We start from the raw sequence: 26,315 nt of genomic DNA, 5'->3' as shown, positions 1-26,315 counted from the left end.
GCGCTCGGTCCAGGTCATCGTCTCGTGGATGTCGCTCGTCGGCGTTCCGTCGTCGTGATTCAACCCTTTTTGCCACTTGCCGTAAGTAGGCGCGAAGGACTCCATGTCCGTGTCGTTCTTCAATGTGTATTGCACGATGAGCGCGCCATCAGGGTCCTCGCCCTTGACCTCGTAATGCACCACATAGGACCCCAGCATGGACTGCGCCTCGTTGGTTTTCCCGTCCACAGGTTGTCGATGGCGAACAGGCCCGCCATGTCCTTGGCGTAAATTCCTGCCTGCTCGATCAATGACTTACCGTCGATCTTGTGTCGGGCAACCCCCTGTGGCGATCCCTTATACCATCCGGTGACGACCTGATCGCGGATCGTCTTCATGCTCTCGCTCTCTCTGAGCTGCTCGATGAACTTGTCACCCTGCGACCATTCGCGATTCTCGGATCCTGTTCCAGCCAGCCAGTCGAGCACGACCTCACGAGGTGTTTCATTGTTTTTATCCGGATAGGGGTCCTTGCCCCGCATAGCCCGGTCAAGAGCATCGAAACGGTCGGTGCTAATGGTGCTGGTGCCGTTGATATCGGTCCGCAGATGCTTGGTGTTGAACCAATCAAGGCCGATGTTCTCCATCAGCGTGAACGACAGGTTCTGGTCGACCTGGAACGCCTCGCGGATGAGGTCGTTGAGCTCCCGCTGTGCTTCGGCCGCCTTGCGGTTCTCGTCTTTGGAGGGGTTGGTGTGGAGCATCGTCCAGGCCGTCACCTTGCCATCGGATTGCACGCTCAGGTTCTGTTCGCCGAACCTTCTCACCGCGTCGTCGAACTTCGTCTGGACGGCCTTGAGTTCACCGGCACCGTCCTCGATGGTCTTCTTCACAGCCTGTGCGACCTTGGCGGCCGCAGTTACCTGCCGCTGGATGTCATCGATCTGGGCCCATGCGTACGGAGCCGCCTGACCTTCCCAGTACCCATTGTCCTTGAGCGGCCTGAGCACCTCGTCGCGTATGTCGTCATCGAGATCCTTGATGGCGTCGTAGACGCTCTGCCACTTGGTGGCCAATGTCTCCAGGCCGCTGAAGTTCGCTTCCCTGAAGCGCTGGTAGAAGTAGAAGCTCACTGGACCCCCCACTTCTTGTACAGGTCGGACACCGACGGCTGGCCGGATGTCGCAGGGGCGTCCGTGGAGTCGGGGTAGTACTTGAGATACGGATTGTCGGTGTCTTTGTCCCAGGTGAAGGAATCCCGTACCCCTTGGTCGTTCTTCGTGTGCGTGTCGGCGGCCAGGCGCAGACTGTTGGAGATGTGGGCGAGCCAAGCGGCCACGACACCGGCTTGCCGCTCCCAGTTCTTGTGTGAAGCGGTCAGTGCGGACGGAGTCTGCGGGGAGTCCTCCTCTTTTGCCGGGCCCAGGCCCTTGGCGGCAGTTTCCGTGGACTCCTCCAATGAGGCTGCCGCCTTGTAGAACGCGTTGTACACGCGGTCCACCTTGCCGGCAGCCTTCTTCAGCACATGGGATGAGATCCGCAGGTTCGGTGCCACTGGCCCCTGGGTGCCCGGAGGAAAGTAAGGGCGCTCCGGGACCTGTGAACCGGGAGCGTAGATGTTGTCCTGGTTCGGGAGGGCGTTCAGTCCTGGCGGGACCTTTAACTCATTGATATTGAACGGGTGGTCGGGCGGAGTGGGTATCTCGCTGTTGTCGGGCTCAGGCAGTTTGTCGTGTGTCTCCGGCTTGTGCTGGCTCATTTCATCCCCCCTGAACGTACGACTCGTGTGCCCGGTAAATGGGCACTACAGTACGGTATGACGCTGCGCCACCTGAGGTGACTCTGGGTGAGGGGGTGTCGCTGTGGCGATGGTCACGTGTTCGGGTTGAGTGGTAGGAATCGGCCGTGGCCGGTGGTGAATGCCGCGCTTCGGACCGGAGCGTCAGTCCTCCGTGACGAGGACGACCTCCAGGGTGCGGGGGCCGTGGACGCCCTCGACTCGGTCGAGTTCGATGTCGCTGGTGGCGGAGGGGCCGGAGATCCAGGTTTGGGGGCGGGCGGGGTCGAGGCGTTCGAGGGCCTCGGGGACGGAGTCCACGACCTGGGTGGGGACGCGGATGACGCAGATGTGGTGGTCGGGGACCAGGGTGATACGGCGGCGGCCCTGGTCGGGGGAGGCGTCCAGGACGACCGTGCCGGTTTCGGCGATGGCCACCGCGCAGCCGGTGACCACGCTGGACACCGCGTCCAGGTCGTGCGGGGTCAGGTCGGCGGTGTCCGGGACCCGGTGGATGTCGGTGGCGGAGAGCCAGTCCACGGGGAGGCCCGGCGGGACGACCACCGTGGTGGCGTTGCGGGCCGTCAGCAGGCGGGCGATCAGGGCCGGGAGGGCGGCGGCGTGGGTGCGGTGGACGACGGCGCGGTAGTCGGCGAGGTTCTCGGCCAGGAGATCGGCGGTCTCGGCCGGGGTGCGGTCGCCGTGGCGGCGGGCATACGTACGCTCGACCGCCACCTCCGACGGGGTCTCGGCACGCGGGACATCGGCCAGCGCGCGGCGGACCCTCGCCATGACGAGGTCGCGTGAACTCATGGGGTGCTCCTGTCGTTCGTGGCGCGGGTCCGCTGCCACCAGTCGCGGAAGGACTCCGCGGGCACCGTGGGCAGTTCTCGGGTGTCGCTCCAGGCGCGCCCCGGGCCGGGCAGCCGGCGCGGGTGGAAACGGCGGGTGCGGGAGGCGAGGCGCTGCCCGGTGCGCAGCACCCCGGGGTGGTCCAGCGCCCAGCGCGCCGCCCGCATCGCGGCGCGCTCGGCGGCGTGGCCCTTGGCGGGTTTGATGACCGTACGGGTGCCGCGAACGGAGACCGGGCCGCCCTCGACGACGCGTTCGCGCAGATGGACCAGGACCTCGGGGATGTCGATGGCGACCGGACACACCTCGTAGCACGCCCCGCACAGCGACGACGCGTACGGCAGTGAGGCGTCCAACTCGCTCTGGGTGCCGCGTAGTTGTGGGGTGAGGATCGCGCCGATCGGGCCCGGGTAGGCCGAGCCGTACGCATGGCCGCCCGCGCGCTCGTACACCGGGCACACATTGAGACACGCCGAACAGCGAATACAGCGCAGCGCCTGGCGGCCCACGGTGTCGGCGAGGGTGTCGGTACGGCCGTTGTCGAGCAGGACGAGGTGGAAGGTGCGCGGGCCGTCGTCGCCCGTGGTGCCGGTCCAGGTCGAGGTGTACGGGTTCATCCGCTCGGCGGTCGAGGAGCGGGGGAGGAGCTGGAGGAACACCTCCAGGTCCTGGAACGTGGGCACCACCTTCTCGATGCCCACCACCGAGATCAGCGTCTCGGGGAGGGTCAGACACATCCGTCCGTTGCCCTCGGACTCGACCACCACCAGCGTGCCCGTCTCCGCCACCATGAAGTTCGCGCCCGAGACGCCCACCTTGGCGTTCAGGAACTTCTCGCGGAGGTGGCGACGGGCCGCCTCCGCCAGGTCGGCGGGCGCGTCGCTGAGGTTGTCCGGGGCGGGGCGGCCCCATCGCGCCATCTTCGTCGCGAAGATGTCCCGGATCTCGGCGCGGTTGCGGTGGATCGCAGGCACCAGGATGTGGGACGGCAGATCGTCGCCGAGTTGCACGATCAGCTCGGCGAGGTCCGTCTCGTACGCCGTGATGCCCGCCTCGGCGAGCGCGTGGTTCAGCCCGATCTCCTGCGTGGCCATCGACTTGACCTTGACGACCTCCCGTTCGCCCGTCGCCCGCACCAGCTCGGTGACGATCCGGTTCGCCTCGTCCGCGTCCGCCGCCCAGTGCACCTGGCCACCGGCCGCCGTGACGGAGCGCTCCAACTGCTCCAGGTAGTGGTCGAGATGGCGCAGCGTACGGTCCTTGATGGCCGCGCCAGCCGCGCGCAGCTTCCCCCAGTCGTCCAGTTCGGCCACCGCGGTGGCGCGCTTGGCGCGGATGGTGTGGGTGGCGTGGCGGAGGTTGGCACGCAGCTGGGTGTCACGGGTGGAGGTGTCGGCCGCCTTCGGGAACGCGGGCATCCCCAGGTAGGTGGCGTGGCCGGATCCGCTCACCGGGGGTCTCCTTTCACCGGAGTGGCCTTTCCTCGCGGGTTTCTCGCCGAGTGGCCTCTCGTATGGGGTGTTCTCTCGTGTCGGGCGCTCATGTGTGGTGTTCGTGTTGGGCGCTTGTGTGTGGTGTTCGTGTGTGGTGTTCGCTCACCACACATGTCCTTCCGTACTGGCCAGGATCTCCGCGATATGCACCGGGCGCACCGTCGAGCCCTGCCGGGCGAGCGTGCCGCCGATGTGCATCTGGCACGAGTTGTCCACCGTGCACACCGCCTCCGCGCCCGTCGCCGTGATGTTGCGCGCCTTGTCCGCGCCCATCGCCGCCGACACGGCCGCGTTCTTGACGGCGAACGTACCGCCGAAGCCACAGCACTCCTCCGCGCCCGGCAACTCCACCAGGTCCAGGCCCCGGACGGCGTCGAGCAGCGCCCGCGGGCGGTCGCCGAGGTGGAGCATCCGCAGCCCGTGGCAGGTGGGGTGGTACGTCACGGTGTGCGGGTAGTACGCGCCGACGTCGGTCACCTTCAGCACATCCGTCAGGAACTCCGTCAGCTCGTACGTCCTGGGGACAACGGCGGCCGCGGCCTCCGAGAGCTCCGGGCCACGGCCCTCCACGGCGGCCTTCGCACCGATGCGCGGGTAGTTGTCCCGCACCATCGCGGCACAGGAGCCGGACGGGGCCACGATGTAGTCGTAGTCCCGGAAGGCGGTGGCATAGCGGCGTACCAGCGGCTCGGTCTCATGGCGGTAGCCCGTGTTGAACTGCGGCTGGCCGCAGCAGCTCTGCTCGGTGGGGAAGCCGACCTCGACACCGAGCCGTTCGAGGAGCGTGACCACGGCCTGTCCGGTGCGCGGGTAGAGGGTGTCGTTGACGCATGTGATGAAGAGCCCTACGCGCACGTTTCCTCCTCCGGCCGGGCAGCGGCCCGGTCCCAGGCCGAATGATCACCTGGGGGCTCATACTGCCGCAGCGGCTGGGTGCTGTGAAGGAGCGCGCGTCCTCGGACGGTCGGCGTGCGGGCGAGGGCGCCTTCAGACGACGGCCGGGACCGTGTCCAGCAGCGCCTGGATCTCCCGTACCGCGGCCCGCCCCGCGCGGTTGGCGCCGACCGTGCTCGCCGAGGGCCCGTAGCCGACCAGATGGATCCGGGGGTCCCGGACGGCACGGGTGCCCTCCAGGGCGATACCACCGCCCGGCTCGCGCAGCCTCAGCGGTGCCAGATGGTCGATCGCGGCGCGGAAGCCGGTGGCCCAGAGGATGGTGTCCGCGTCCACGGCCCGGCCGTCGTCCCAGCTCACCCCGGTCGGGGTGATCCGGTCGAACATCGGCAGCCGGTCGAGGACACCCTTCTCCCGGGCCCGCAGCATCGCCTCCGTCATGGGCAGACCGGTCACCGACACCACGCTCTGCGGCGGCAGCCCGCGCCGCACCCGCTCCTCGACCATGGCGACGGCCGCACGTCCCCGGATCTCGTCGAACCGCCCCTCACGGAAGACCGGCGGCCGCCGGGTCACCCAGGTCGTCTCCGCCGCCACCTCGGCGATCTCCAGCAGATGCTGCACCCCGGAGGTGCCACCGCCCACGACGATCACCCGCTGCCCCGTGAACGCCTCGGGGCCGGGGTACTGCGCGGTGTGCAGCTGACGCCCCCGGAAGGTCTCCTGCCCGGGGTAGCGCGGCCAGAACGGCCGGTCCCAGGTGCCGGTGGCATTGATCAGGGCCCGCGTGGACCAGCTCCCGGCCGAGGTCTCCACCACCAGCCGTCCGCCGTCCCCCTCACGGACGGCGGTGACATGGACGGGCCGTACGATCCGGAGGCCGAAGGTGTGCTCGTAGCGGTCGAAGTACGCGGACACCACCTCGGACGACGGCCGCTCGGCGTCGGCGTCGTCGCTGGTCAGCCGCATACCCGGCAGGTCGTACATCCCGTGCACCTTGCCGTACGTCAGCGAGGGCCAACGGAACTGCCACGCGCCGCCCGGCCCGGGGGAGTGGTCGAGCACCACAAACCCGCTGCCCGGCTCGTACTCCGCCCGCCGCAGGTGGTACGCGGCGGACAGCCCCGCCTGCCCGGCACCCACGACCACCACATCCACGTTGTTCATGTTTCCACCAACCCGGATCGGCCGCGGGATCTTCCCGGCCGGGCGATAGGGTCCACTGGCCAGGGGCGGGGGACGCAGACGGGGAGGGCACCAACAGTGGCGAAGTGTGTACGCGGCACGGCGGTGGCACTGCTGATCGCGGCGGTGGCGGGCTGCGGGGCCGGAGGCGGCTCCACGGATCACACACCACCCCAGGGAGCCCTGGAGGCGCCCCCGCTGCCGCTCGACCGGTACCAGCGCGACGACGACTTCGAGCACTACGGCGACGCGCGCGACCTCTTGGTGCAACGCTGCATGGTGCGCCTGGGGTTCACCGGCTTCCCCCGCCATCCGCAGCCCGTGAGCATGGGTACGCGGTATTCCAGCGTGGTGGCGGTGTCGGACGCCAGCCCCTACGGCGAACTCGACCTCGACCACGCCCGCCGCTGGGGCTACGGCTGGGATCCCAAGAAGAAGAACCGCCTGCGACCGGAGGGCCGCCCCATGACGGAGCGGGAGTACGCCGCGGTGCAGGGCGAAGCGCCCCACAAGGGCCCCAAGGGCGGCTGCAACGGTGAGGCGGACCGCCGGCTGTACCGCGGTGTCGAGGACGAGCAGCGCATGTGGAGCTTTCTCATCGGGCGCGAGACGCGGGTGGAGAAGGCCGCACGGCGGGACCCGCGGGTGCGGCGGGCGCTGAAGACCTGGTCCCGGTGTGTCGAGGACAAGGGCTTCAAGCGGTACGCGTCTCCCCGAGCCGCCTTCTCCGACAAGAAGTGGGCCCGCGGCTCGGACGGCAACACCACCCACAGCAAGCGCGAAGTGGGCACGGCCGTGGCCGACATCGCGTGCAAGGGAGAACACCACACCGTGAAGGTGTGGTCGTCCGTACTCGCCGAGCGCCAGCGGGCCGATATCGCCCGCCACCGGGCCACGTACGAGGCGGTACGGCGCGATTTGAAGACGATGCGGTCCAACGCACGGTCGGCGCTGGGTACGAAGATGGGGGCATGACCTTCCGTACCCATGTCCTCGAGATCACCACCGGCTCCCGCGAGACCGTCGCCGACCTCACCGCCGACTGCGCGGCCTATCTGCGGGAAGTGGCGGACGGGCGCGACGGACTGCTCAATGTGTTTGTGCCGCATGCCACCGCCGGTGTGGCGATCCTGGAGACCGGCGCGGGCAGTGACACCGATCTGCTCGCCGCGCTCCACGATCTGCTGCCCGCCGACGACCGGTGGCGGCACCGCCACGGGAGCCCCGGCCACGGCCGGGACCATGTGCTGCCCGCCATCATCCCGCCGCATGCCACGCTGCCGGTCATCGGCGGACAACTCGCCCTCGGCACCTGGCAGTCGGTGTGCCTTGTCGACACCAATGTCGACAACCCCCGCCGTCAGGTGCGGCTGAGCTTCCTCGGCTGATGCGCGTGATGTGATGCGTATGACGTGATCAGCCGTCCTGCCGCGCCGCGTTCTTCTCCTTGATCCGCGCCGCTTCCTTGCGCACCTCGGCCTGGGTGGCGCGCTCCTTCTCCAGCCACTCGGGCCGGTCCTGCTTCAGGGCGTCGATCTGCTCGGTGGTGAGGGGTTCGGTGACTCCGCCGCGCGCGAGACCCGCGATGGAGATGCCCAGCTTCACCGCGACCACGGGGCGGGGGTGCGGGCCGTTGCGGCGCAGTTCCCGCAGCCACTCGGGCGGATCGGCCTGGAGCGCGTTCAGCTCGGCGCGCGAGACGACACCCTCCTGGAACTCGGAGGGGGTGGCCTGGAGGTACACGCCCAGCTTCTTCGCCGCCGTCGCGGGCTTCATCGTCTGGGAGGTCTGGTGCGACTTCATGGACTCCAGCGTATCGAGCGTGTGTGCGTGCCTCCGACCACGGCCGGTAGCCTGGCGGGGTGACCAGCTCGGATGTATCCCCGTCGTTCCGGCTCGCCTACGTCCCCGGGGTGACGCCTTCCAAGTGGGTGCGGATCTGGAACGAGCGGCTGCCCGACGTGCCACTGACCCTCGTCCCGGTGTCCACCGCCGAAGCGTCCGGTGTGTTGCGGGACGGCGCCGCCGACGCGGGCTTCGTGCGCTTGCCGGTCGACCGGACGGTGTTCAGCGCCATCCCCCTCTACACCGAGACGACGGTCGTGGTGGTGCCCAAGGACCACCTCATCGCCGCCGTCGACGAGGTGTCCGCCGGGGATCTGGCCGATGACATCGTGCTGCACCCTCTCGATGACGTGCTCGACTGGGAGCGTCCGCCTGGACGGCCCGCGATCGAGCGCCCCGCCACGACGGCGGACGCCATCGCGCTGGTGGCGGCCGGAGTGGGACTGCTGGTGGTGCCGCAGTCCCTCGCCCGCCTGCACCACCGCAGGGACCTCACCTACCGTCCGGTCACCGACGCCCCGGAGTCACGGGTCGCGCTGTCGTGGCCGGAGGACGCGACCACCGACCTGGTGGAGGACCTCATCGGGATCGTCCGCGGGCGGACCGTCAACAGCTCACGGGGCCGCAAGCCGGCCCCGGCCACCCCGGCGCAGCCGGGGCGCAAGCGCCCGGACACTGGTGGCGCACGGGGGAAGCCCACAGCGGGCAGGGCGACCCGCACCAGTTCGCGGAGTGGTTCCGGCGGCCCCAAGGGCGGCAAGGGCGGCAAGCGCGGCAAGCCGCGCCGCCGGTCGTAGCCCCCGCCGCCCGGTCGGCATGGCTCCGTCGACGGCGTTGCCGAGGCCCCCGTATCCGTCGTCCACCGTGAGCATCACCGGGCTGTCCGCGATCAGCCGTGACGCGACGGCCTCCACCTCCTCGACGGTGGTCTTGCGCCCGGCGCCGGGCACCGTGGCGACACAGGCACTTTCGGCGATCTCTCGGCTGCCTGGGGTTGTCTTCGCGGAGGTTGGCGGACACCAATGTCGACAACCCCCGCCGCCAGGTGCGGATGAGCTTCCTGGGCTGACCAAGATCGTCCTGGGGGTGGCCGCGAATTCTTCCGTCGATGGCGTCGAAGCTGGTCCACGATCGTTCGCAGCCACCCACATCTGGACCGCACGACGATCCGAAAGAGACGGCCTAGTCGTGGAAGGCCGTGGTCGCCTCGAGCGCGGCGCGCCCAGTCGTCACCCGGTTCACTGGCGCGGTCTCATCGGCATAGCCGAAGGAGATGCCCACGAGCAGCTTTCCTCCGGTGACGCCGAGCTCGCCTCGGACCGTGTCGGCGTAGAAGCTGAGCAGCCCCTGCGGGCAACTGTCCACGCCGTACGCGGTCATGGCCAGGAGAAGGGTCTGCATGTAGCCGCCGACGTCAGCGGCCAGCCGTGGCCCGCCGTCACCGTTGACGAACAGGAACGCCGCGTGTGGCGCGCCGTAGAAACGCAAGCTCTCCGCGTCGTAGGCCGCACGTGCCGCATGGTCGTCAGGGTCGATGCCCAGCGCTCCGTACAGCTCGGCTCCGAATGCGGCCCGGCGAACCTGCTGCGCCTGCGCGTACATGTCCTCGGAATACAGGAGCTCCGCCGAGGTGCGCTTCTCGGCGTGGGCCGCCTGTAAAGCGCGCGCCAGGCGCTCACGCGTCGCGCCGCTCACCACCTCCACCTGCCAGGGCTGCGCATTGGAGTTGGACGGCGCGGCGCCCGCCAGGGAGAAGATCGCGCGCATCGTGTCCGCCGGCACGACCTCCGGACGGAACGCACGCGTCGCGTGACGGTCGCGTATCAGCTTCTCCGCGCAGCCACTCAGCTCGGTGGGGTCGGCGGGACCGGTGGGGACTGGCCTGTTCATGGAACACTCCTCAGGGACAGCACATGTAAACGGAAGTGTTTACTTGGAGGCAACCCTACCGAGCCGACCCTGCCGAAGTAAACGCCTACGTATACTTGCCGCATGGGTACGACCACTACCGCACCTCGACGAGGGGGGCGTGGAGGCCGGGAGCGCATCTTGGCTGCCGCCGCCCAGCTGTTCGCGGCCCAGGGGATCAACGCGACCGGCATGGAACAGGTCGCGGAGGAAGCACCGGTGTCCAAGCGCACGCTCTACGCGCACTTTCGGACCAAGAGCGACCTGGTCATCGCCCACCTGAAGGACCTCGCGTCGTCGGGCGCGACCCTGGAGAGCGTGCTGACCCGCGAGGACATCCCCCCAAGGGAGCGGATCCTCGGGCTGTTCGACCAACCCGCGGCGGACGCGGCTCCGGTGCGCGGATGCCCGTTCATCGATGCCGCCGCGGAGTTCCCCGACCCGAAGAGTGCGGTCCATTCCCACGCCCGCGAACAGAAACTGCGGATGACCGAGCTGGTCACTTCCTTGGTGAGGGAGCTGGGCTGCCGGGAACCCGTCGCACTCGCCGAACAACTGGTCACCCTCGCGGACGGTGCGGCCAGTCGCGCCATGGTGCTGGGCGAAGCGGACTACGGCCGGCACGCGCGAGCAGCAGCCGAGGTCCTCCTCGAACGCGCTCTACCGGGCACGAACCGTGCCGTTTGATCTCGGCCGGGACCAACCCCGCGGGCGTGGGGACGACCCGGCGCACAACAACACCGCGGGTGTCAGCGGCGGCTGTGTTCGTTCGGCGGGTCGGTCAGGCGGTCACCGTCGACTCGGGTTCCGGCCTGCTTGATCTGGCGGAAGATGGGGCTGATCTCCATGCCTTCGACACCGGGCAGGGTTCCGACGCGGTCGGTGGTGAACTCGAAGAGCTCGTCGAGATCGTGGCACTGTACGACGGCATGGAGGTTGTACGGTCCGGATACCGCGGCCGCGAATCCCACCTCGGGCATCCGCGCCATGGCCCGCCCGACAGCCTTGATCTTGCCTGGTTGGGCTCGCAGCCACAGGTTCGCTCGGGCTCGGTATCCCAGGGCCATCGGTGCGATCTCCACATCGATGTGGACCACTCCGCCGGAAAGCAGCGCGTGCAGACGCCGTGACACTCGGCCCGGTGTGAGGTCGGCCGCGGCTGCGAGGTGGACGAGACTGGCCCGTCCGTCGGCGGCGAGGGCCGCGAGCAGCTTCTCGTCCTGGGGGCCGAGTTGCGATGGCTGACTCCGTACGACCGGCCGTTCGGTGAACGGGTTGTCGCCGGCCCCCAGGGCGGACTCCTGCTCGGGGGTCAGGGTTCCGGCGAGTGCGGCCCAGTAGTGCCCGCGTCCGCCGACGAACTGGCGGAGCAGCACCGACGCTTGTAGGTCGAGCACGGCGGCGGTGCGGGGGAGCCGGCGGCCGAGCAGATCGTCGCGTTGTTCCTGTGACCGCGAGCGCACGGCGCAGGTGACCTCGGAGCCGGCAGCGTTCAGGGCGACCCAGCTGACGTCGTCGCGTTGCGCGAGTGCCTCAGCGATGGCCGTGGCGCTGCCGGGCCGGCAGCCGCCGCACTTCGCGACGCGTCCTACCGAGGCTTCGACCCGATGACAGACCTCGCGCTGGCCACCTTCGGCTGGGGATGGCATCTCGACGCCGCGGCAGCCGCGCTGCGACTGATCCTGCGGGGAACCTTCGACCGGCACCCCGACCTACAGGTCGTACTCGGACACTGGGGCGAAATGCTGCTGTTCTGGCTGGACCGGGCCGACAGCCTTTCCCGCGTCTCCGGCTTGCAACGACCGGTGTCGGATTACATACGGTCGAACTTCTTCATCACCGCCTCCGGCATGCTCAATCCGGCGCTCGTTCACCACACCCTCTCGGTGACGACCGTGGACCGCTTGCTGTTCTCCACCGATTACCCCTTCCAGCGTCCGACCCGCGAGGACATCGCGACCTTCCTCGGCCATTTCGCATCCGATGCGGACCGCGAGAAGTTCTCGTCGGCCAACGCGGCAGCCTTGTACGGCCTCGGCACCGCTGGTTCGATGAAATCTCGCCACGAGGGTGCGAAATCCAGTCGCCGGGTGAAAAGTAAAACATCGGCCCGAGCTGGCCCGGACGGACGGCCTAAGCGTGATCGATGAGCGCCCCGGGCAATTCCACCCGTCCGCGGATACCGAGCTTGCGATAGGCGCTGCTCAAGTGCAGCTCCACTGTGCGCCGTACGACGAAGAGGCGTTCGGAGATCTCCCGGTTGCTCAGCCCCCCGGCCGCCAGGGACGCCACCCGGCGCTCGGTCGGGGTGAGGGAGGCGACCCCGCAGTGGGCCCCGCTCCGGGACCGGGCGCCGGCCGCGACGAGCTCGGCGCGGGCCAGGCGCATCAACGTCAACCCACCGCACTGCTCCGCCAACGTCGCGGCCTGACGCAGATGGTGACGAGCGTCCGCGAGCTGGTTGGTCTTGCGCAGCGCGGTGCCGAGGTCGGCGAGGGAACGCGCATGTTCCAGGGACGCACCGGAGCGTGCCAGCGTGTCGACGGCCTCGCGCAGCAACTCAACCCCGGCACTTCCCTTCGCCGCTCTGCCCGCCGCCCGTAATGCCGTGCCGATGGCCGGCTCGCTCCCCCACTGACGCGCCAGGGTCAGTTCCTGCTCGACGAGTTCACGGGCCGCCGCGTTCTTCCCCACGGCCGCGTACCCCATCCCGGCCAGGGACCGCCACGGAAGCATCGCGGGATTGGCCACGTGCAGGGACTCCAGCCGGCGCCCCGTTTCCAGCAGGTCGTCCATCCCCGCCCGGGTCTCGCCCTTGGCCAGGTGCAACCGCCCCCGGCTGGTGAGCAGCCACATGCCGAGCAGATTCGCGGGCACGGCTGCTCCCTCCAGCACGTCGCCGATCACCCGCCCGGCCCGGTCCAGGTCACCGCTGTCGGCCAGGGTGTCCGCCAGTCGCGCGGCCGCGGCCATGGCCAGCCCGTCCGCCCGCCGCGAGCCGAATCGGGCGAGCGTGTCCAGACAGGCACGAGCGTCGTTCTGGCAGTCGTGCAGCCGGCCCAGCCGGTAGTTGACCTCGCTGCGTACGGCGAGCGCACGGGCGCCACCCAGTGCGGAACGGGTACGGCGGGCATGCCCGACGGCCTGGTCGGCGTGGTGCAGGGCGAGGTGGAGTTCACCGGCCACCGCGAGCGTCAGTACGCTCACCGGGTGCTGGAGGGACGCCTCATCCATCTGCGCGAGGCCGTGGTCGAGGGCGCGTGAGGCCAGCCGGATCACATGCCGCCGCTCTCGGCCCGATGCCATGGCGCGGACCGACCGGAAGATGCCCAGCGCGTCGTTCTCCGGCGCCCCGTCGAGGCCGTCGAGGCCGTCGCGGTGGTCGATGTCGGCGAGGCCGGTGCGGCCCGCGCGGTCACAGAGCCGGGTCAACGCCGGGTCGGGGGAGGGCAGATGCAACATGCCCAGCAGCGCCTCCTCGACCTCCAGGCTCACCGCCATCTCGGGAGAGAGGTCATGCGCCGGCTCGGCCGCGTTCCGCAGCACCCGCATACCCTCCCGGTGCCGCTCGCTCACACACAGCAGACCGGCCAACCGCCGCGCCGCACCGGCCCGGACGGAGACGTCCGGGGCGATATCCAGGGCCCGGCGCAGATAGCCGACGGCCGAGGCGATATCGGCCGGTGGCTGCACCGACCCCATGTGCACCATCAGCTCCGAACGTCTCTGAGCGCTCATCGGCTCCCGCAGCGCCGACCGCAGATGGTCCAGGGCACGGTCGGTGTCGCCCTCCGCCGTGGCCTGCGCGGCCACCGTGCACAGCACATCGGCCGCCCATGGCTCGCCGAGCGGACCGGACCGCAGCAGATGCGCCGCGATATCGACGGCGGGCGCCCCTCGGGAGTGCAGCAGCCGTGCCGCCCTGGCACGCAGCGCCTGGCCGGCGCCCGGTGCGAGGCCGGCCAGCGCGGCCGCTCGGACCAGCGGCGGCCGCAGCGACACCCGGTCGCGGCACCGGCCCAGCAGCCGCGCGGCCACCAGCGCGTCGGTCAGCGGTGCCACCCGTACGGTGGCCAGTTCGGCGGTGGCGACCGCGAGGTCCAGTTCGACCGGTTCGCCGAGCGCCGTGAGCACCTCGACCAACGCGCGGGCACCGGAACCACACGTCGCCAGCGTTTCCCGTAGCCAGGTCAGCACCTCCGGTGGCGGGCTCGCCAGCACCTCACCCAGGACCGCACAACTCACCGGCCGCCCCGAGTCCCGCACCGCGCGCAGCACCGCGCGCACCAGCACCGGGGTGCCATCGGTGGCCTGTTGGCACGCCCTGCCGAATTCCTTCTCGACCGGGGCGTCCAGCACCTCCCCCGCGAGGTCGACGATGGCCTCGGCGCACAGTCCGTCCAGCATGATGTGGTGGTCGAAACGGCTCAGCAGACCGGCATCGATGATGTCCGCAGGCAGGCTCGTTGTCGCGAGGACGAGAACACGACGGTGACCGATCCTGCGCAGCAGATACGCGAGCCACCGTGCCGAGGCGTCGTCGATCCACCGCAGCTCGTCCACCGCGATGACCAGCGGTCGGCCCGCCTCGAGTGCCATCGTCCGGTCGTACAGCTCCTCCGGGCCGGACGCGGAGCCGAACGCGGAGCCGGACGCGGAACAGGTTTCCTCCAGACCCACGAACAACTGCCGGACGACGCCCAGCGGACAGTCGGCCTCCCAACGGTCCGCCTGGGCTTCGACGACGAGCGCTCCCGCGCTCCGGGCCCGCTCGCACGCCGCGCGAAGCAACGCCGTTTTGCCCACCCCCGCCGCGCCCTGAACGAGCACTCCCGTGCCGTGTCCGCCCAGAGCCGCACCGAGTAATGCGTCGATGGCGCCCAATTGGCCCTCGCGACCCGCGAGGTACCCGGTTTCCCCTGTGTGGCTACTCAATTAACTGGCCCTGCCCTGAAAGCAATTTCCGGAGGTTCCTATTTGGGATGGATGCGCCGGGAGAATGCTGCGTTGATCCAACTCGGCAGTAGCTATTGTGACCTATCTCACGGGGGCATTATGGAACCCTCGCGGCCTTTCGCTCCGAACGACTCGTGGCGGACAAATACTTCGGTACCCGCCGAGAGGCACCGAAGGTCCGCGGCGGCAACGCTGATGGTGCGGAGGTATTCCGCCTTTCCGGGCGGCGAATCACTTGTCGCCGCTTATCCGTTGCTTATCTCATCGAGGTGATCAGGTGGCAGGCTCGGCGTTGAAACTCATGGCCCCCAGTGGAGACAGACTGGCACTGCGTCTCGCCGACGACGCGCGTGTGCAGGCGGTCACGACCAACGTGCGGTTCGTCGGCGGCGCCTACAGCCGCGCGTTCCAGATCGGTTCTCGCGGCTATCACGACTTCGTGCGCACGCACATGATCAAAGCGGCTCCGACGGACCGGTTCGTCGTCAAGGGGCGGGAGACCGCGGTCGCCGCCACCGCGGACGGAAGCATGACGATCGTCACCCTGAAGGAGCGGTACCACGAGCTGATGACGTTCTTCACCGGCCCGCCACCGAGCCGGAAGAAGCTGATCGGCCTGTTCGACACCCTGGAGATCCAGGACCACCCGCGCGGCATGCGGGTGCGCCCGGAACGCTTCACCCAGGGGGACACCGCGACGGAGCAGGTGGCGGTCATGGTGGCCGACCGGGGCACGATCGTCGTTCCCGGGCAGAAGCAGGCCCGGAACCTCGTGCCCAAGCACCGCGGCAAGTCCACCCGGCGCGGGGGAGAGATGTGGCGGGTGCCGCTTCCCGGGCGCGCCGGCTCCACCAGCGAGCACGACTATCTGTACGTCGTGGCCGGAGCGAAGGGCGCCGCCGAGGTGCGGATCGCCCAGGGCGGCGGGCTCGACACCGGGGCCCTGCTGGACTGGGTGGACGGGATCGACGTCGCCTGGAACGAGGCCTGAGGCGAGCGCGCGATCCATGTCTGCCACCCTCGCCCTGGTGATCCTCAGCTGGATCGCCATCGTCATTCTCTATCTCGCCCTCGCCGCGGTGCTGCGGGAAGTGCGGATGCTGCGCAGACGGCTCGACGAGCGGGCCGCCACCGCGGCACCCCCCGCCGAACTGGTGCTTCCCCCGTCGTTCGTGCAACGCGTCGCGGAGCCGGGGCGGGAGCGAACCGTATTGGTCGCCGACGCGACCTGCCCGCTGTGCCGACACGCCGCCGCGGTCCTCGCGGAACGGGCCACATCGGACTTCCGGCCGGTGCTGCTCACCTATGAGCCGCCGGAGCGGTGGTCGTCGCTGCCCGACGGGGTGGAACTCGTCCAGGACAGCGACGCATGGTCGTCACTGGCCCATCTGACGCCGCCCGTCATCCTGACCGTCGGCGCCGACGGCACCGTCGGTTCACTGCACCTTCCGAGCAGCGAACGCGATGTCGCCGGCGCGCTCGCTGCCACCAACTCCGCCCCTCTGATGGAAAGGACGTCGTGATGACATCACAACTGGCCGACATCCCTTTGGTCAACCAGAGCCACGACGGTGAGCTGCGGCCCACCGCGGCGCTGCGCGCCCTGAAGAAGCCCGCCTCCCGCCGGAGTGTGCTGCGGGGTGTGGCCGCGTCCGCGCTCACCGTGGGGGCGCTCTCCCTCACCTGGGGCAACAGCGGACGGGCCTTCGCCGAGGAGAGCCCGAGCGGGCTCGCGGGGTGGGACCGGAATGACTGCAAGGACGCCTACCCGAGCGGTTATGAGGAGGAGAAGGACGTAGGCGGTCAGTTCAAGAACGCCGCCGGAGCGTGCTACGGCGGCCCGATCTCCAGCGACTACTGCGACGCCGACGGCTGGTTCCGCTCCGGCACCGGGAAGGAGAACGGCGTGGATTACACCTACGAGCCGACCTCCTCGGCGTGCGGTGAGGGCGAGCCCAAGAACGCGTGGCGGTGGACGACTCCGGACGGCAAGGTCTACCGCTGCTCCGACGGGTACCGGTGGGTGACCGCCGAAGGTCAGGGCGCGGGCGTCCTCAGCATGTGCCGGGCCCAGGTGTCATGAGACTGGCTCGTCGTCTGACGTGGCACCCGGCGACCGTCGCGGCCGTGATCGTGATCGCCGCGGTCGCCGGAGTGGCCATGTCGCTGCCGCTGTCCACCGGTGGGACGGACGCGGTCTGGCCCTGGGCGCTGATCGGCGCCGCGGCGGGGTTCGCGACCAGCGGCTCCACTTGAAGCCGCAACTCAGCCTCCGTGCTGGGCTCGTCGGTCTGGCGAGGTCTGCCCCCTTACGCGTTTTCGCTCGGCTTGGTGCTGGGCGGAGTGATCAGTGGCCTTGGTGTGATGCTGGTCGGTTCCGTGCTGCGCGCGGTGCTGCCGGTGACCGCCGTGGCCGTGGCCACCGTCGTGGTGCTGCTGGTACTGGCCGCCCGGGAGTTCGGGTGGCCGCGGTTCTCCCTGCCGCAGAACGCACGGCTGGTTCCGGAGACCGTGTTCCGGCACGGCCGCTTCTTCGGTCCGCTTCAGTTCGGGATCGAGATGGGCACCGGCATGCGTACCTACGTACCGTCCGGCCTTCCCTACGCGGCTCTGGTGCTTGTGGCGGGTCTCGCCGGGCCCCTCACGGCGCTTGCGGCAGGTGCCGCGTTCGGTCTCGGCCGGGCCGCGATGACCATCGGTTCGCAGTACTACGGCGCCGGCGGTGACTGGGATCTGGCCTGGGCCACCTGGGAGAAGTGGCTGAAGGGCACCCTGGTGCTGGCCTTCGCCGCAGGGCAGGCCGTGCTGGTGCTGCCACTGCTGGGCTGACCGTCACATTGACCGTCACATCCACCGTCACATTGACCGTCCAAGGAGATCACGGACGATGAACTGGACGCTGCTCGGCGCCGTCGGCGCCCTCGGCAGCGGGTTCGTCCTGCTGAACGCCGGGTGGTGGAAACTGCGCCACCGCCCGGCGTTCACGCTGGTGCTGAGCGAGCAGGGGCGCCCGGTGGCCGCCCATGCCGCCTGGCTGGCGTGGGCGTTGCCGGTGGCCGAACTCGCCGTGGCCCTGGGAGCGATGGCGTTTGTGCTGCCGCCGTCGGCTCGCGCCGGACTTGCGTTGCCACCGATGTGGCTGCCGATGCTCGGTATGACCCTGCTGGGTGGGATCTTCACCTGCTACGCGGGTGCGCAACTCACCCGCGGCAGGCGTCCGCGCTGCGGCTGCCTGAACAGCCATGACCGGTTCGGCGCGCACACCGTGGTGCGCGCGCTGGCGACCGGCCTCGGCGGGGTCGGCGGCTGGTGCACCGCCGCCACCGGCACCGACCCGCTGCCACCGCCCTTGTGGATGGCGGCCGTTGTGGCGGGCGGGCTGATGGTGGCCGTTGTCCTCCTGGTCGGACTGCCTCTGCTCGCCGACCTTGGAGGATCAGCGAACGGTGATCGGGACCGGCCCGGCGGGCACCAACTCGCCGATCACCGGCGCGCCCGGCACCTCCCCGGCGACCAGCAGCCCCCCTGATGTCTGCGCGTCGGCCAGCAGCAGCCGGTCGATCTCGCCCAGGGTCCCGAAGTCGACATGGGGCTCCACCCAGGCGAGGTTGCGCCGGGTGCCGCCGCTGACGAAGCCGTCCTTCGCCGCTTCCCGCGCCCCCTCCAGATACTCGACCGCGTCGGCGTGCAGCACCGCCGAAACCCCACTCGCCCGGACCAGTTTGTAGAGATGACCCAGCAGACCAAATCCCGTGACATCGGTGGCACACCGCACCTCTGCCGCAACGGCGGCCGCGCTCGCGCGGTCGTTCAGTTCCGTCATCGCCGCTATCGCCTGGGGAAAGACCTCTCCGGTGGCCTTGTGCCGGGAGTTGAGCACCCCGATGCCGAGCGGTTTGGTCAGCGAGAGCGGCAGACCGGGGCGGCCGGTGTCGTTGCGCAGCAAGCGGTCGAGGTCCACCACGCCGGTCACGGCCATGCCGTACTTGGGTTCCGGGTCGTCCACGCTGTGCCCGCCGCCGACCGGGCAGCCCGCGGCGCGAGCGGTGTCGGTCCCGCCGCGCAGCACTTCGGCGGCCAGCTCCATGGGAAGTGTCTCCCGGGGCCAGCACAGCAGGTTGACCGCCACCACCGGCCGGCCGCCCATGGCGTACACATCGGAGAGAGCGTTGGCCGCCGCGATCCGGCCCCAGGTGTAGGCATCGTCCACAACGGGCGTGAAGAAGTCGGTGGTTGCCACCACGCCGCGCGAGGAGTCGATGGCCACCACGGCCGCGTCGTCCCCGTGCTCCGCGCCGACCACCAACTGCTCCGAAGGCTGGTCGAGACCGGCGAGCACCTCTTCCAGTTCCCCCGGCGGGATCTTGCAGGCGCAGCCACCGCCGCGCGTGTACTGTGTGAGACGGTAGTTGGCGCTGTCCACGTGATCCATGGCTTCAGCCAACCACACGTTCTCCGCACCGAGGGCACACCTCGGCCTGGAGGCGTCCGGCGCCTGGTGGCGCCCGCGGTCTTCAAAACCGACGTGGCCGGGACTCCCGGCCAGGCGGGTTCGATTCCCGTCCGCCTCCGCCAGACTTCCATCCGGGGTGTGCACCATGGCTGATCCAAGGCGCCACGTTCCGCGCACCGATGTCCTGCTCGCGGCGCCCGAACTCCGTTCTGGTATCGCCCACTTGGGACGCACAGTGGTCAAGGGTGTCATCCGGGCCGCACAAGAGCGGGCCCGACGTGGCGAGATCGCCCCGGGGGAGGTGCTCGCCGAGGTCCGGCGGACCCTGCCGGGAACCGCGAGCAGCCTCCAGCCAGTGATCAACGCAACCGGCATCATCGTGCACACCAACCTCGGCCGTGCCCCGCTGTCGGCCGCGGCCGTCGACGCCGTCGTCACGGCCGCCGGAAACACCGACGTCGAGTTCGACCTCTCCTCCGGCACCCGGGCACACCGTGGCCGCGGGGCGCGAGAGGCGCTTCTGGCGGCCGTGCCCGAAGCCGGCGACGCTCATGTGGTGAACAACAACGCCGCGGCACTGGCGCTGGCGGCGCTCGCCCTCGCCCAGGGGCGGGAGATCGTGATCAGCAGGGGTGAGCTGGTGGCCATCGGCGACGGCTTCCGGCTGCCCGAGTTGATGGAGAGCACCGGCGCCCGGCTCCGCGAGGTCGGAACGACGAACCGGACCACGCTGGACGACTACGCCTCGGCGGTGGGTGAGGACACCGCGTTTGTGCTGAAGGTGCACCCGTCCAACTTCGCGGTGACCGGTTTTGTGCAGTCGGTCGACGCCGCCGCCCTGTCCGCGCTGGACGTTCCGCTCGTCGTCGACGTCGGCTCCGGGCTGCTGCGACACGACTCCGCACTGCCGAGGGAACCCGATGTACGCAGCACCCTGCGAGCCGGTGCGGCACTGGTGACCGCCAGCGGCGACAAGCTCCTGGGCGGCCCACAGGCCGGCCTGATCTTCGGCGACGCCGAACTGGTCCGGCGGCTGGCCCGGCACCCCCTGGCGCGCGCGCTCCGCACCGACAAGCTGACGCTGGCCGCGCTCGAAGCGACCGTATGCGGCCCCTGCCCACCCGTACCGCAGGCGCTGCACGTCCAGTTGGCCGACCTCCGGGCACGCGCCGACGACATGGCGGCTCAACTGCGCGAAGCGGAGCCGCATGTCGGTGTGGTGGACTCGACGGCCATGGTGGGGGGTGGCGGTGCGCCGGAGGAGGTGCTGCCCAGCCTGGCGCTCAGCCTGCCCGAACGGTACGGCCCGGCGCTGCGCCGGGGGACACCGCCGATCGTGGGCCGGGTGAGCGACGGCCGTTGTTTGCTCGACCTCCGTACGATCGACCCGCTCCGGGACCACCAAGTCGTCCACGCCGTACGGGGTGCGTCATGATCGTCGCAGCCACCGCGGGCCATGTCGACCACGGCAAGACATCCCTGATCCATGCGCTGACCGGCCGCGACCCGGACCGGCTCGCCGAGGAGCGCCGCCGCGGCCTCACCCTGGACCTCGGGTTCGCCTGGTGCGATCTGCCGAGCGGGCGGCGGGCCGCCTTCGTCGACGTACCCGGACATGAGCGCTATCTGCACACCATGCTGGCCGGTCTCGGCCCCGTCCGTACGGCGCTTCTGGTGGTGGCGGCGGATCAGGGCTGGTCCGCACAGAGTGCCGAACACGCCGACGCACTGGCGGCCTTCGCCGTGCCGGAGATCCTCCTCGTGATCACTCGCTGCGACCTGGCCGATCCGGAACCCGCGGCGGCCACCGCCCGGCGCGAACTGCTCGCGCGCGGTCTGCGGACCCCTGCCCCGGTCGCGGTGAGCGCGCACACCGGCCAGGGTCTCGACGCCCTGCGCACCGCGCTCGACCAGCTCGCGCCGGACCGCTCACCCGGTACGGAGCCGGTCCGGCTGTGGGCCGACCGGGCCTTCACCGTCTCCGGCGCGGGCACCGTGGTGACCGGCACCCTGCTCGGCGGAACGCTGCGCGTCGGGGACCGGGTCGAGCTGTGCGCCTCCGGCGTACCGGGATCCGCCGCCACCGTCCGCGGGCTTCAGGTGTGCGAGCGCGACGTGCCCTCGGCTTCGGGGCCCACCCGCCTCGCGGTCAACCTGCGGCGCATCCCGGTCGACGCGGTGCCCCGCGGCACCGCCCTGCTCACTCCGGACGCATGGGTCATCGGCACGCTGGTCGATCTCCGGCTGCACACCGGTGATGCGGGTCCGGCGCCGCTGCCCGGCGAGGTCATGTGCCATCTCGGCACCGCCCGTCGCCCGGCGCGGCTGCGAAGGCTCTCCGACCACCTCGCCCAGCTCCGGCTGTCCGCACCGCTGCCGCTGCACGTGGGCGACCGGCTCGTGCTGCGCGACCCCGGAACGCGCCGGTTGCTCGGCGCGACCGTGCTGGACCCGATGGCCGAGCGCATCACCGGCCGGGGCGCCGCCGGGCGGCGCGGGGCCGCCCTGGCGTCCGCGACCGGGAGGCCGCACCTGGCCGCCGAGCTCGCCCGCCGCGGGCTGGTCCGCACGGCGGATCTGCGCCGTCTCGGCGTGCCCGTGCCCGCCGCCCGTGCCGAGCACGGCTGGCTGATCGACCCCGAACACCACCGGCATCTCGCGGAACGCTTGCTGCACCTGGTACGGACCCACCAGGAACGGTTCCCCACCGCACCGGAACTCACCAGGGACCGGATACGCGACGCACTCGGCCTCCCCGACACCCGGGTGGTCGACCTCATCATCCCGCCCGAGCTGAGGGAACGGCAGGGGCGTATCGGCATGGCCGCCGCCGCGCTGCCGGACGCACTGCGCCCGGCAGCCGACATCGCCCAGCGGGAACTGGCCTCGGCGCGCTGGCGAGCACCGACCGCCCAGCGATGGCGCGAACTCGGGGTCGGCCCGGCCCAACTCCAGGCGCTCACCCGGCACGGTGTGCTCGTACGCCTCGCGTCGGACGTCTACCTCACCCCCTCGGCCGTCGTGGAAGCCACCGTCGTACTCGAGAGCCTGCGCGCGCCCTTCCCCGTCAGCCACGCACGCACCGCCCTGTCCGCGCCGAGACGCGTCGTGGTTCCTCTGCTGGAACACCTCGACCGTCAGGGCATCACCGAGAAGGTCACCGACGACGGCCACCGGCGACTGCGTTGACGGACAGGCCGCTGCCGTCCCACAGGATGGGGCTGTGGGAGCCGACGAGGGCGCCGATCTTGGCCAGGACCTCGTCGGCGGGGTGCGGGTCGAGGCGGCGGCCGTCCCGCAGACGCAGGCTGATGTGCTTGTCGGCGGCTTCCTTGGCACCGATGACGGCCTGGTAGGGGACGAGGCGGCCGGCCCGGATCCGGGCGCCGAGACTGCCGCGCTCCGGCCCCGCCACCTCGGCGCGCAGCCCGAGTCCGGCGCACCGCAGGGCGAACTCCTCGGCGTACCGCAGTTGGTCCTCGTGTACCGGCAGAACGGCCAGCTGGGTGGGGGCCAGCCAGGCGGGGAACGCACCGCCGTAGGTCTCGATGAGATGGGCCACCGCGCGTTCCACACTGCCGATGATGCTGCGGTGGACCATGACCGGCCGGTGCTTCGCCCCGTCCGCGCCGATGTAGTGCAGATCGAACCGCTCGGGCTGGTGGAAGTCGATCTGCACGGTGGACAGGGTGAACTCCCGTCCGGCGCCGTCGGCCAGCTGGACATCGATCTTGGGCCCGTAGAACGCGGCCTCGCCCTCGGCCGCCTCGTAGGGCAGCCCGCATCGCTCCAGGACCTCGGTCAGCAGCGCGGTCGCGCGCTGCCACATCTCCGGGGCGGCCACGTACTTCCCGCCGGGGCCGGGAAGGGAGAGCCGGTAGCGGACCGGGCTGATGCCGAGTGCCGCGTAGGCCTCCTGGATCAGCTCCAGCGCGGCCCGCGCCTCGTCGGCCACCTGGTCCAGGGTGCAGAAGACATGTGCGTCGTTGAGCTGGATCGCCCGGACCCGGGTCAGTCCGCCGAGCACACCCGAGAGTTCGGAGCGATGCATGCCCCCCAACTCGGCCATGCGCAGGGGAAGTTCGCGGTAGCTGTGGGAACGGGAGCGGTAGATCAGCGCATGGTGGGGACACAGGCTCGGCCGCAGCACCACCTGCTCACCGCCCATGTCCATCGGGGGGTACATGTCGTCGCTGTAGTGCGCCCAGTGCCCCGAGATCTCGTACAACTCCCGTTTGCCGAGCACCGGGGAGTACACATGGCGGTAGCCCGCCCGCCGCTCGACGGCGCGGATGTACTCCTCCAGGGAGTGCCGCACCGCGGCCCCGTCGGGCAGCCAGTACGGCAGCCCCGCGCCGATCAGCGGGTCGGTGTCGAACAGGTCGAGTTCACGGCCGAGTCTGCGGTGGTCGGGTGCACCGTGGTGCTGCACACTGCGGTCGTTCAGGGGGGCGTCGTTCAGAGGGCGGTCGTTCATGGTGGTCTCCTCGCGGACGGCGGGCGAGTGACCACAGCGCGAAGCCCCGGGGCACTCGCCCCGGGGCTTCGGATCAGGACATCGATCAGCGCGCCGGGACTTGGTCCGGCGTCGTCGTCATCGCGATCGCGGCACGCTGCATAGTGGCAAGCGTATCAGCGCCGGTCAGTCCTGCGGGGTGCCCGCGGGCAGCTTGCGCCAGGTCACCTGGGTGCGGGTGTGGTACGCCCAGTCGAGCATCTTCGTGGCGTCCGGGTACCGCTTGGCGTCGTTCAGCACCACACCGATGACCGTGCGGCCGCCGCGCTTCGCCGCGAAGACGACGCACTTGCCCGCCTGGCTGCCGGTGCCGGTCTTGATGCCGATCGCGCCGTTGTACGAGCCCAGCAGCTTGTTGGTGCTGGACCAGTAGTAGGTGCGGGTGCGGCCGTTGGCCGCCGGGGCCTTCTGCTCGGTGTCCTTCGACTTCACCACCGTGCGGAAGGTGGCGTTGCCGAGCGCGTGATGTGCCAGCTTCGCCAGGTCCCGGGCGGTGGTGTAGTTGGCGTTGTGGTCCGAGATGCCGTCGAACGAGTCGTAGTGGGTCTTCGACATCCCCAGCGCGTCGGCCTTCTTGTTCATCTTGGCGATGAACGACGCGGTGCGCTTGGCGGTGGTGTTCCCGGTGCCGAAGGTGTCGGCCAGGGCCATCGCCGCGTCGCATCCCGACGGCAGGAGCATCCCGTAGAGGAGCTGGCGGACCGTGAGCTTGTCGCCCTTCTTCAGATCGGCCGCGCTGCCGCCACTGCGCTCGAGGTAGTCCAGGTACGCCTGCCGGACGGTGACCTTCTTGTCGAGGTTCACCCCGCGGGTGTCCAGCACCACCACGGCCGTCATCATCTTGGTGATGCTGGCCATCTGGCGCTTGGTGTCGGCGCCCTTGGCCCACAGCTGCCGGTTGGGCCCGTTGTCCAGCAGATACGCGCTCTTGGCCTGGATCCCCGACGGTCCGGCCGCGGCCGTCCGCGTGGTGGCCTGTGCGGTGGCCGTCGGTACCGCGACCGACAGCGCCGCCGTGGACGCGATGACCGCCGCTCCCCAGCGGCGCACCGCCTTACCCCCAAGTCGTCCCATACGCCCTCCATCTCCTCAGGTGACTGTTCGGGCGCGCGTATCCTCTCACCAAGGGTCAGGTGAGGACATGTCGGGGTGTCAGCCGCCGCCGACGGTCCACGCGTAGGCGGTCTCCGCGTCGAACTCGCCCTGGCCGCCGAGGAAGACAAGCCCCGCGGAGGCGAACGCCGACGGGTCCGGACCGCCCCGTCCGGTGTCCGCGGCGTACGGGACGGCGATACAGCGCATCCCCGCCCGCCGAGCCGCCTCCACGCCGGGGGCGGCGTCCTCGACCACCACACAGTCGGCCGGATCGGTGTCCAGCAGCCGCGCGGCGGCCAGGAACACATCCGGCTCGGGCTTGCCGCGGCCGACCTCCTCCGCGGACACGGCGACGGGCAGCAGCGCGTTCAGCCCGCTGGCGGTGAGCGCGGCCTCGATCGCGGTGCGGGAGGAGCCGGAGGCGACGGCCAGCCGGTGTCCGGCCGCATGCAGCCGCTCGACGAAGGAGCGCATTCCGGGGAAGACATAGGTGGCGGTGCCGGCCAGTTCCCGATAGTGCCGGTTCTTGACGGCCAGCAGCTCGTCCACGGACGCTTCGATGGCGTAGCGGTCGCGCAGGGTCCGGAGCGTCTCGCGGGTGCCCGTGCCGATGAACTGGGAGTGCTCCTCCCAGGTGAACCCGGTGACGCCGTAGGCCTCGAGGGTGCGCTTCCCGGCCTCGTAGTAGTGCGGCTCGCTGTCCACGAGGGTGCCGTCCAGATCGAAGATCACAGCGGGGGTGCGCGGCGGGGCCGGGGGCGGCGTCGGGCTGCTGCTCATGGCCATCAGCTTGCCAAGCGGGTGTTCAGGGCCGGCGCCGGGGCGGCTCCTGGACGCGGGCCGCCGGTGCCGCCCGGCCCACCGCCTCCACCAGCGGCAGCGTCCGATAGCGCACCCGCTCGCGGAGGGCCATCTCGGTACGCGTCCGGACCACGCCGGGCATCCGGATCAGCTGCTGGACGACGTCCTCCAGATGCGCGTTGTCCCGCGCCACCACCCGGGTGAACAGATCCCCGCCACCGGTGATGGAGAACGCCTCGATGATCTCCGGCAGCGCGGCCAGCGCGTCGCCGACCTCGTCCAGATGGCCCTGGGTGACCTCGATGTGGACGAACGCCAGGACGGGGTGGCCGAGCGCGGCGGGCGACAGCGAAGGACCGTAGGCCGTGATGACCCCGTCCCGCTCCAGCCGGTCCAGCCGCGCCTGCACCGTGCCCCGGGCGACGCCCAGCATCCGCGCGTACTCCCGGACGCTGGTGCGCGGCTGCTCCAGCAGCAGTCGCAGGATCTTCGCGTCGAGCGCGTCCACCGCTGTTGCCATCGGCCGCCGGCTCCTCATGTGCTGTGTCGTACCCGGGGTGC

General features: G+C 70.3%; 28 protein-coding genes and 1 tRNA gene. 14 read left to right on the top strand and 15 right to left on the bottom strand.

Annotation, left to right across the window (positions count from 1 at the left end):
• Positions 1-119: 119 nt before the first annotated feature.
• From AC4BEG_RS04620 to AC4BEG_RS04595, 6 genes are all read right to left on the bottom strand, one after another.
• A complete protein-coding gene (locus AC4BEG_RS04620) occupies positions 120-1,112 on the bottom strand; it encodes a hypothetical protein (protein WP_490704636.1) in 993 nt (330 codons plus the stop codon).
• Positions 1,109-1,738 (bottom strand): hypothetical protein, encoded by a 630-nt coding sequence (locus AC4BEG_RS04615; protein WP_490704635.1) that lies wholly within the window; start codon positions 1,736-1,738, stop codon positions 1,109-1,111. Before AC4BEG_RS04615 ends, AC4BEG_RS04620 begins: the two co-directional genes overlap by 4 nt.
• Before the next feature lie 183 nt (positions 1,739-1,921).
• Entirely contained in the window at positions 1,922-2,569 is a 648-nt protein-coding gene (locus AC4BEG_RS04610) for a LutC/YkgG family protein (protein WP_490704634.1), read from the bottom strand.
• Complete coding sequence (locus AC4BEG_RS04605) at positions 2,566-4,026, bottom strand: lactate utilization protein B (protein WP_490706980.1); 1,461 nt, start codon at positions 4,024-4,026, stop codon at positions 2,566-2,568. Before AC4BEG_RS04605 ends, AC4BEG_RS04610 begins: the two co-directional genes overlap by 4 nt.
• Positions 4,027-4,203: 177 nt before the next feature.
• Positions 4,204-4,956, bottom strand: a complete 753-nt coding sequence (locus AC4BEG_RS04600) for a (Fe-S)-binding protein (RefSeq protein ID WP_490704633.1) — start codon at positions 4,954-4,956, stop codon at positions 4,204-4,206.
• Positions 4,957-5,088: 132 nt separating this feature from the next.
• Positions 5,089-6,162 (bottom strand): NAD(P)-binding domain-containing protein, encoded by a 1,074-nt coding sequence (locus AC4BEG_RS04595; protein WP_490704632.1) that lies wholly within the window; start codon positions 6,160-6,162, stop codon positions 5,089-5,091.
• 96 nt (positions 6,163-6,258) lie between these two features.
• Here AC4BEG_RS04595 and AC4BEG_RS04590 point away from each other — a divergent pair, with 96 nt between their 5' ends.
• The gene (locus AC4BEG_RS04590) at positions 6,259-7,155 is read left to right on the top strand and encodes a hypothetical protein (protein ID WP_490704631.1); all 897 of its coding nucleotides are present in this window, start codon (positions 6,259-6,261) and stop codon (positions 7,153-7,155) included.
• Positions 7,152-7,568: a YjbQ family protein gene (locus tag AC4BEG_RS04585; protein WP_490704630.1), complete on the top strand. Its 417-nt coding sequence runs from the start codon at positions 7,152-7,154 to the stop codon at positions 7,566-7,568. The genes AC4BEG_RS04590 and AC4BEG_RS04585 overlap by 4 nt, the downstream gene beginning before the upstream one ends.
• 28 nt (positions 7,569-7,596) lie before the next feature.
• On the opposite strand, the gene AC4BEG_RS04580 is transcribed toward AC4BEG_RS04585, so the two are convergent.
• Positions 7,597-7,983, bottom strand: coding sequence for a DUF5997 family protein (locus tag AC4BEG_RS04580; protein WP_201873322.1), 387 nt, complete (start codon positions 7,981-7,983; stop codon positions 7,597-7,599).
• A 59-nt stretch (positions 7,984-8,042) separates the two neighbouring features.
• Here AC4BEG_RS04580 and AC4BEG_RS04575 point away from each other — a divergent pair, with 59 nt between their 5' ends.
• Entirely contained in the window at positions 8,043-8,822 is a 780-nt protein-coding gene (locus tag AC4BEG_RS04575) for a LysR family substrate-binding domain-containing protein (protein ID WP_490704629.1), read from the top strand.
• A 385-nt stretch (positions 8,823-9,207) separates the two neighbouring features.
• Here AC4BEG_RS04575 and AC4BEG_RS04570 read toward each other — a convergent pair whose 3' ends face one another.
• The gene (locus tag AC4BEG_RS04570; RefSeq protein WP_490704628.1) at positions 9,208-9,915 is read right to left on the bottom strand and encodes a nitroreductase; all 708 of its coding nucleotides are present in this window, start codon (positions 9,913-9,915) and stop codon (positions 9,208-9,210) included.
• Positions 9,916-10,017: 102 nt separating this feature from the next.
• On the opposite strand from AC4BEG_RS04570, the gene AC4BEG_RS04565 reads away from it, so the two are divergent.
• Positions 10,018-10,620 (top strand): TetR/AcrR family transcriptional regulator, encoded by a 603-nt coding sequence (locus AC4BEG_RS04565; RefSeq protein ID WP_490704627.1) that lies wholly within the window; start codon positions 10,018-10,020, stop codon positions 10,618-10,620.
• A gap of 62 nt (positions 10,621-10,682) precedes the next feature.
• On the opposite strand, the gene AC4BEG_RS04560 is transcribed toward AC4BEG_RS04565, so the two are convergent.
• Positions 10,683-11,396 (bottom strand): Lrp/AsnC family transcriptional regulator, encoded by a 714-nt coding sequence (locus AC4BEG_RS04560; RefSeq protein ID WP_490704626.1) that lies wholly within the window; start codon positions 11,394-11,396, stop codon positions 10,683-10,685.
• 144 nt (positions 11,397-11,540) lie between these two features.
• On the opposite strand from AC4BEG_RS04560, the gene AC4BEG_RS04555 reads away from it, so the two are divergent.
• Positions 11,541-12,083 (top strand): amidohydrolase family protein, encoded by a 543-nt coding sequence (locus tag AC4BEG_RS04555; protein ID WP_490704625.1) that lies wholly within the window; start codon positions 11,541-11,543, stop codon positions 12,081-12,083.
• Here the strand turns inward: AC4BEG_RS04555 and AC4BEG_RS04550 are convergent.
• Positions 12,067-14,868: a helix-turn-helix transcriptional regulator gene (locus tag AC4BEG_RS04550; protein WP_490704624.1), complete on the bottom strand. Its 2,802-nt coding sequence runs from the start codon at positions 14,866-14,868 to the stop codon at positions 12,067-12,069. The genes AC4BEG_RS04555 and AC4BEG_RS04550 overlap by 17 nt on opposite strands.
• Positions 14,869-15,190: 322 nt before the next feature.
• Here AC4BEG_RS04550 and AC4BEG_RS04545 point away from each other — a divergent pair, with 322 nt between their 5' ends.
• From AC4BEG_RS04545 to AC4BEG_RS04520, 6 genes are all read left to right on the top strand, one after another.
• Positions 15,191-15,880, top strand: coding sequence for a hypothetical protein (locus AC4BEG_RS04545; protein WP_490704623.1), 690 nt, complete (start codon positions 15,191-15,193; stop codon positions 15,878-15,880).
• Positions 15,881-15,896: 16 nt separating this feature from the next.
• Positions 15,897-16,412 (top strand): hypothetical protein, encoded by a 516-nt coding sequence (locus AC4BEG_RS04540; protein WP_490704622.1) that lies wholly within the window; start codon positions 15,897-15,899, stop codon positions 16,410-16,412.
• Complete coding sequence (locus tag AC4BEG_RS04535) at positions 16,412-16,972, top strand: hypothetical protein (RefSeq protein WP_490704621.1); 561 nt, start codon at positions 16,412-16,414, stop codon at positions 16,970-16,972. Before AC4BEG_RS04540 ends, AC4BEG_RS04535 begins: the two co-directional genes overlap by 1 nt.
• Positions 16,969-17,145 (top strand): hypothetical protein, encoded by a 177-nt coding sequence (locus AC4BEG_RS04530; protein ID WP_490704620.1) that lies wholly within the window; start codon positions 16,969-16,971, stop codon positions 17,143-17,145. The genes AC4BEG_RS04535 and AC4BEG_RS04530 overlap by 4 nt, the downstream gene beginning before the upstream one ends.
• 108 nt (positions 17,146-17,253) lie before the next feature.
• Positions 17,254-17,718 carry a hypothetical protein gene (locus AC4BEG_RS04525; RefSeq protein ID WP_490704619.1) on the top strand — a complete coding sequence of 155 codons (465 nt, stop codon included), beginning with the start codon at positions 17,254-17,256 and terminating at the stop codon, positions 17,716-17,718.
• A 58-nt stretch (positions 17,719-17,776) separates the two neighbouring features.
• Positions 17,777-18,418, top strand: coding sequence for a MauE/DoxX family redox-associated membrane protein (locus AC4BEG_RS04520; protein ID WP_490704618.1), 642 nt, complete (start codon positions 17,777-17,779; stop codon positions 18,416-18,418).
• Here AC4BEG_RS04520 and selD read toward each other — a convergent pair.
• Positions 18,326-19,321, bottom strand: a complete 996-nt coding sequence (gene selD / locus AC4BEG_RS04515) for a selenide, water dikinase SelD (RefSeq protein ID WP_490704617.1) — start codon at positions 19,319-19,321, stop codon at positions 18,326-18,328. The genes AC4BEG_RS04520 and selD overlap by 93 nt on opposite strands.
• Before the next feature lie 48 nt (positions 19,322-19,369).
• On the opposite strand from selD, the gene AC4BEG_RS04510 reads away from it, so the two are divergent.
• The 3 genes from AC4BEG_RS04510 (at position 19,370) to selB (ending at position 22,531) form a co-directional block, all read left to right on the top strand.
• Positions 19,370-19,464: transfer RNA gene (locus AC4BEG_RS04510), tRNA-Sec, on the top strand.
• 23 nt (positions 19,465-19,487) lie between these two features.
• Positions 19,488-20,777 carry an L-seryl-tRNA(Sec) selenium transferase gene (selA, locus tag AC4BEG_RS04505; RefSeq protein ID WP_490704616.1) on the top strand — a complete coding sequence of 430 codons (1,290 nt, stop codon included), beginning with the start codon at positions 19,488-19,490 and terminating at the stop codon, positions 20,775-20,777.
• Positions 20,774-22,531, top strand: a complete 1,758-nt coding sequence (gene selB / locus AC4BEG_RS04500; protein ID WP_490704615.1) for a selenocysteine-specific translation elongation factor — start codon at positions 20,774-20,776, stop codon at positions 22,529-22,531. Before selA ends, selB begins: the two co-directional genes overlap by 4 nt.
• Here the strand turns inward: selB and thrS are convergent.
• From thrS to AC4BEG_RS04480, 4 genes are all read right to left on the bottom strand, one after another.
• Entirely contained in the window at positions 22,500-23,819 is a 1,320-nt protein-coding gene (gene thrS / locus AC4BEG_RS04495) for a threonine--tRNA ligase (RefSeq protein WP_490704614.1), read from the bottom strand. The two genes, selB and thrS, sit on opposite strands and share 32 nt — an antisense overlap.
• A 165-nt stretch (positions 23,820-23,984) precedes the next feature.
• Complete coding sequence (locus AC4BEG_RS04490; RefSeq protein ID WP_490704613.1) at positions 23,985-24,932, bottom strand: D-alanyl-D-alanine carboxypeptidase family protein; 948 nt, start codon at positions 24,930-24,932, stop codon at positions 23,985-23,987.
• A 78-nt stretch (positions 24,933-25,010) separates the two neighbouring features.
• Positions 25,011-25,733, bottom strand: coding sequence for an HAD family hydrolase (locus AC4BEG_RS04485; RefSeq protein ID WP_490704612.1), 723 nt, complete (start codon positions 25,731-25,733; stop codon positions 25,011-25,013).
• 25 nt (positions 25,734-25,758) lie between these two features.
• Entirely contained in the window at positions 25,759-26,274 is a 516-nt protein-coding gene (locus AC4BEG_RS04480) for an Lrp/AsnC family transcriptional regulator (protein ID WP_490704611.1), read from the bottom strand.
• Positions 26,275-26,315 lie beyond the last annotated feature (41 nt).

It is taken from the genome of Streptomyces sp. JLBJ103, assembly GCF_058215575.1.
The sequence above is the reverse complement of the archived record's forward strand: the minus strand, read 5'-3'. Positions and strand labels throughout refer to the sequence as shown.

Excerpts from the sequence above, each read along its gene's own strand:
- AC4BEG_RS04585 (WP_490704630.1), top strand. The coding sequence starts at position 7,152 with ATGACCTTCCGTACCCATGTCCTCGAGATCACCACCGGCTCCCGCGAG.
- thrS (WP_490704614.1), bottom strand. The coding sequence starts at position 23,819 with ATGAACGACCGCCCTCTGAACGACGCCCCCCTGAACGACCGCAGTGTG.
- AC4BEG_RS04490 (WP_490704613.1), bottom strand. The coding sequence starts at position 24,932 with ATGGGACGACTTGGGGGTAAGGCGGTGCGCCGCTGGGGAGCGGCGGTC.
- AC4BEG_RS04610 (WP_490704634.1), bottom strand. The coding sequence starts at position 2,569 with ATGAGTTCACGCGACCTCGTCATGGCGAGGGTCCGCCGCGCGCTGGCC.
- AC4BEG_RS04480 (WP_490704611.1), bottom strand. The coding sequence starts at position 26,274 with ATGGCAACAGCGGTGGACGCGCTCGACGCGAAGATCCTGCGACTGCTG.
- AC4BEG_RS04595 (WP_490704632.1), bottom strand. The coding sequence starts at position 6,162 with ATGAACAACGTGGATGTGGTGGTCGTGGGTGCCGGGCAGGCGGGGCTG.
- AC4BEG_RS04520 (WP_490704618.1), top strand. The coding sequence starts at position 17,777 with ATGAACTGGACGCTGCTCGGCGCCGTCGGCGCCCTCGGCAGCGGGTTC.
- AC4BEG_RS04525 (WP_490704619.1), top strand. The coding sequence starts at position 17,254 with ATGCTGGTCGGTTCCGTGCTGCGCGCGGTGCTGCCGGTGACCGCCGTG.
- AC4BEG_RS04530 (WP_490704620.1), top strand. The coding sequence starts at position 16,969 with ATGAGACTGGCTCGTCGTCTGACGTGGCACCCGGCGACCGTCGCGGCC.
- AC4BEG_RS04580 (WP_201873322.1), bottom strand. The coding sequence starts at position 7,983 with ATGAAGTCGCACCAGACCTCCCAGACGATGAAGCCCGCGACGGCGGCG.
- selA (WP_490704616.1), top strand. The coding sequence starts at position 19,488 with ATGGCTGATCCAAGGCGCCACGTTCCGCGCACCGATGTCCTGCTCGCG.
- AC4BEG_RS04545 (WP_490704623.1), top strand. The coding sequence starts at position 15,191 with ATGGCCCCCAGTGGAGACAGACTGGCACTGCGTCTCGCCGACGACGCG.
- selB (WP_490704615.1), top strand. The coding sequence starts at position 20,774 with ATGATCGTCGCAGCCACCGCGGGCCATGTCGACCACGGCAAGACATCC.
- AC4BEG_RS04615 (WP_490704635.1), bottom strand. The coding sequence starts at position 1,738 with ATGAGCCAGCACAAGCCGGAGACACACGACAAACTGCCTGAGCCCGAC.
- AC4BEG_RS04565 (WP_490704627.1), top strand. The coding sequence starts at position 10,018 with ATGGGTACGACCACTACCGCACCTCGACGAGGGGGGCGTGGAGGCCGG.
- AC4BEG_RS04540 (WP_490704622.1), top strand. The coding sequence starts at position 15,897 with ATGTCTGCCACCCTCGCCCTGGTGATCCTCAGCTGGATCGCCATCGTC.
- AC4BEG_RS04555 (WP_490704625.1), top strand. The coding sequence starts at position 11,541 with ATGACAGACCTCGCGCTGGCCACCTTCGGCTGGGGATGGCATCTCGAC.
- AC4BEG_RS04605 (WP_490706980.1), bottom strand. The coding sequence starts at position 4,026 with ATGCCCGCGTTCCCGAAGGCGGCCGACACCTCCACCCGTGACACCCAG.
- AC4BEG_RS04570 (WP_490704628.1), bottom strand. The coding sequence starts at position 9,915 with ATGAACAGGCCAGTCCCCACCGGTCCCGCCGACCCCACCGAGCTGAGT.
- AC4BEG_RS04485 (WP_490704612.1), bottom strand. The coding sequence starts at position 25,733 with ATGAGCAGCAGCCCGACGCCGCCCCCGGCCCCGCCGCGCACCCCCGCT.
- AC4BEG_RS04535 (WP_490704621.1), top strand. The coding sequence starts at position 16,412 with ATGACATCACAACTGGCCGACATCCCTTTGGTCAACCAGAGCCACGAC.
- selD (WP_490704617.1), bottom strand. The coding sequence starts at position 19,321 with ATGGATCACGTGGACAGCGCCAACTACCGTCTCACACAGTACACGCGC.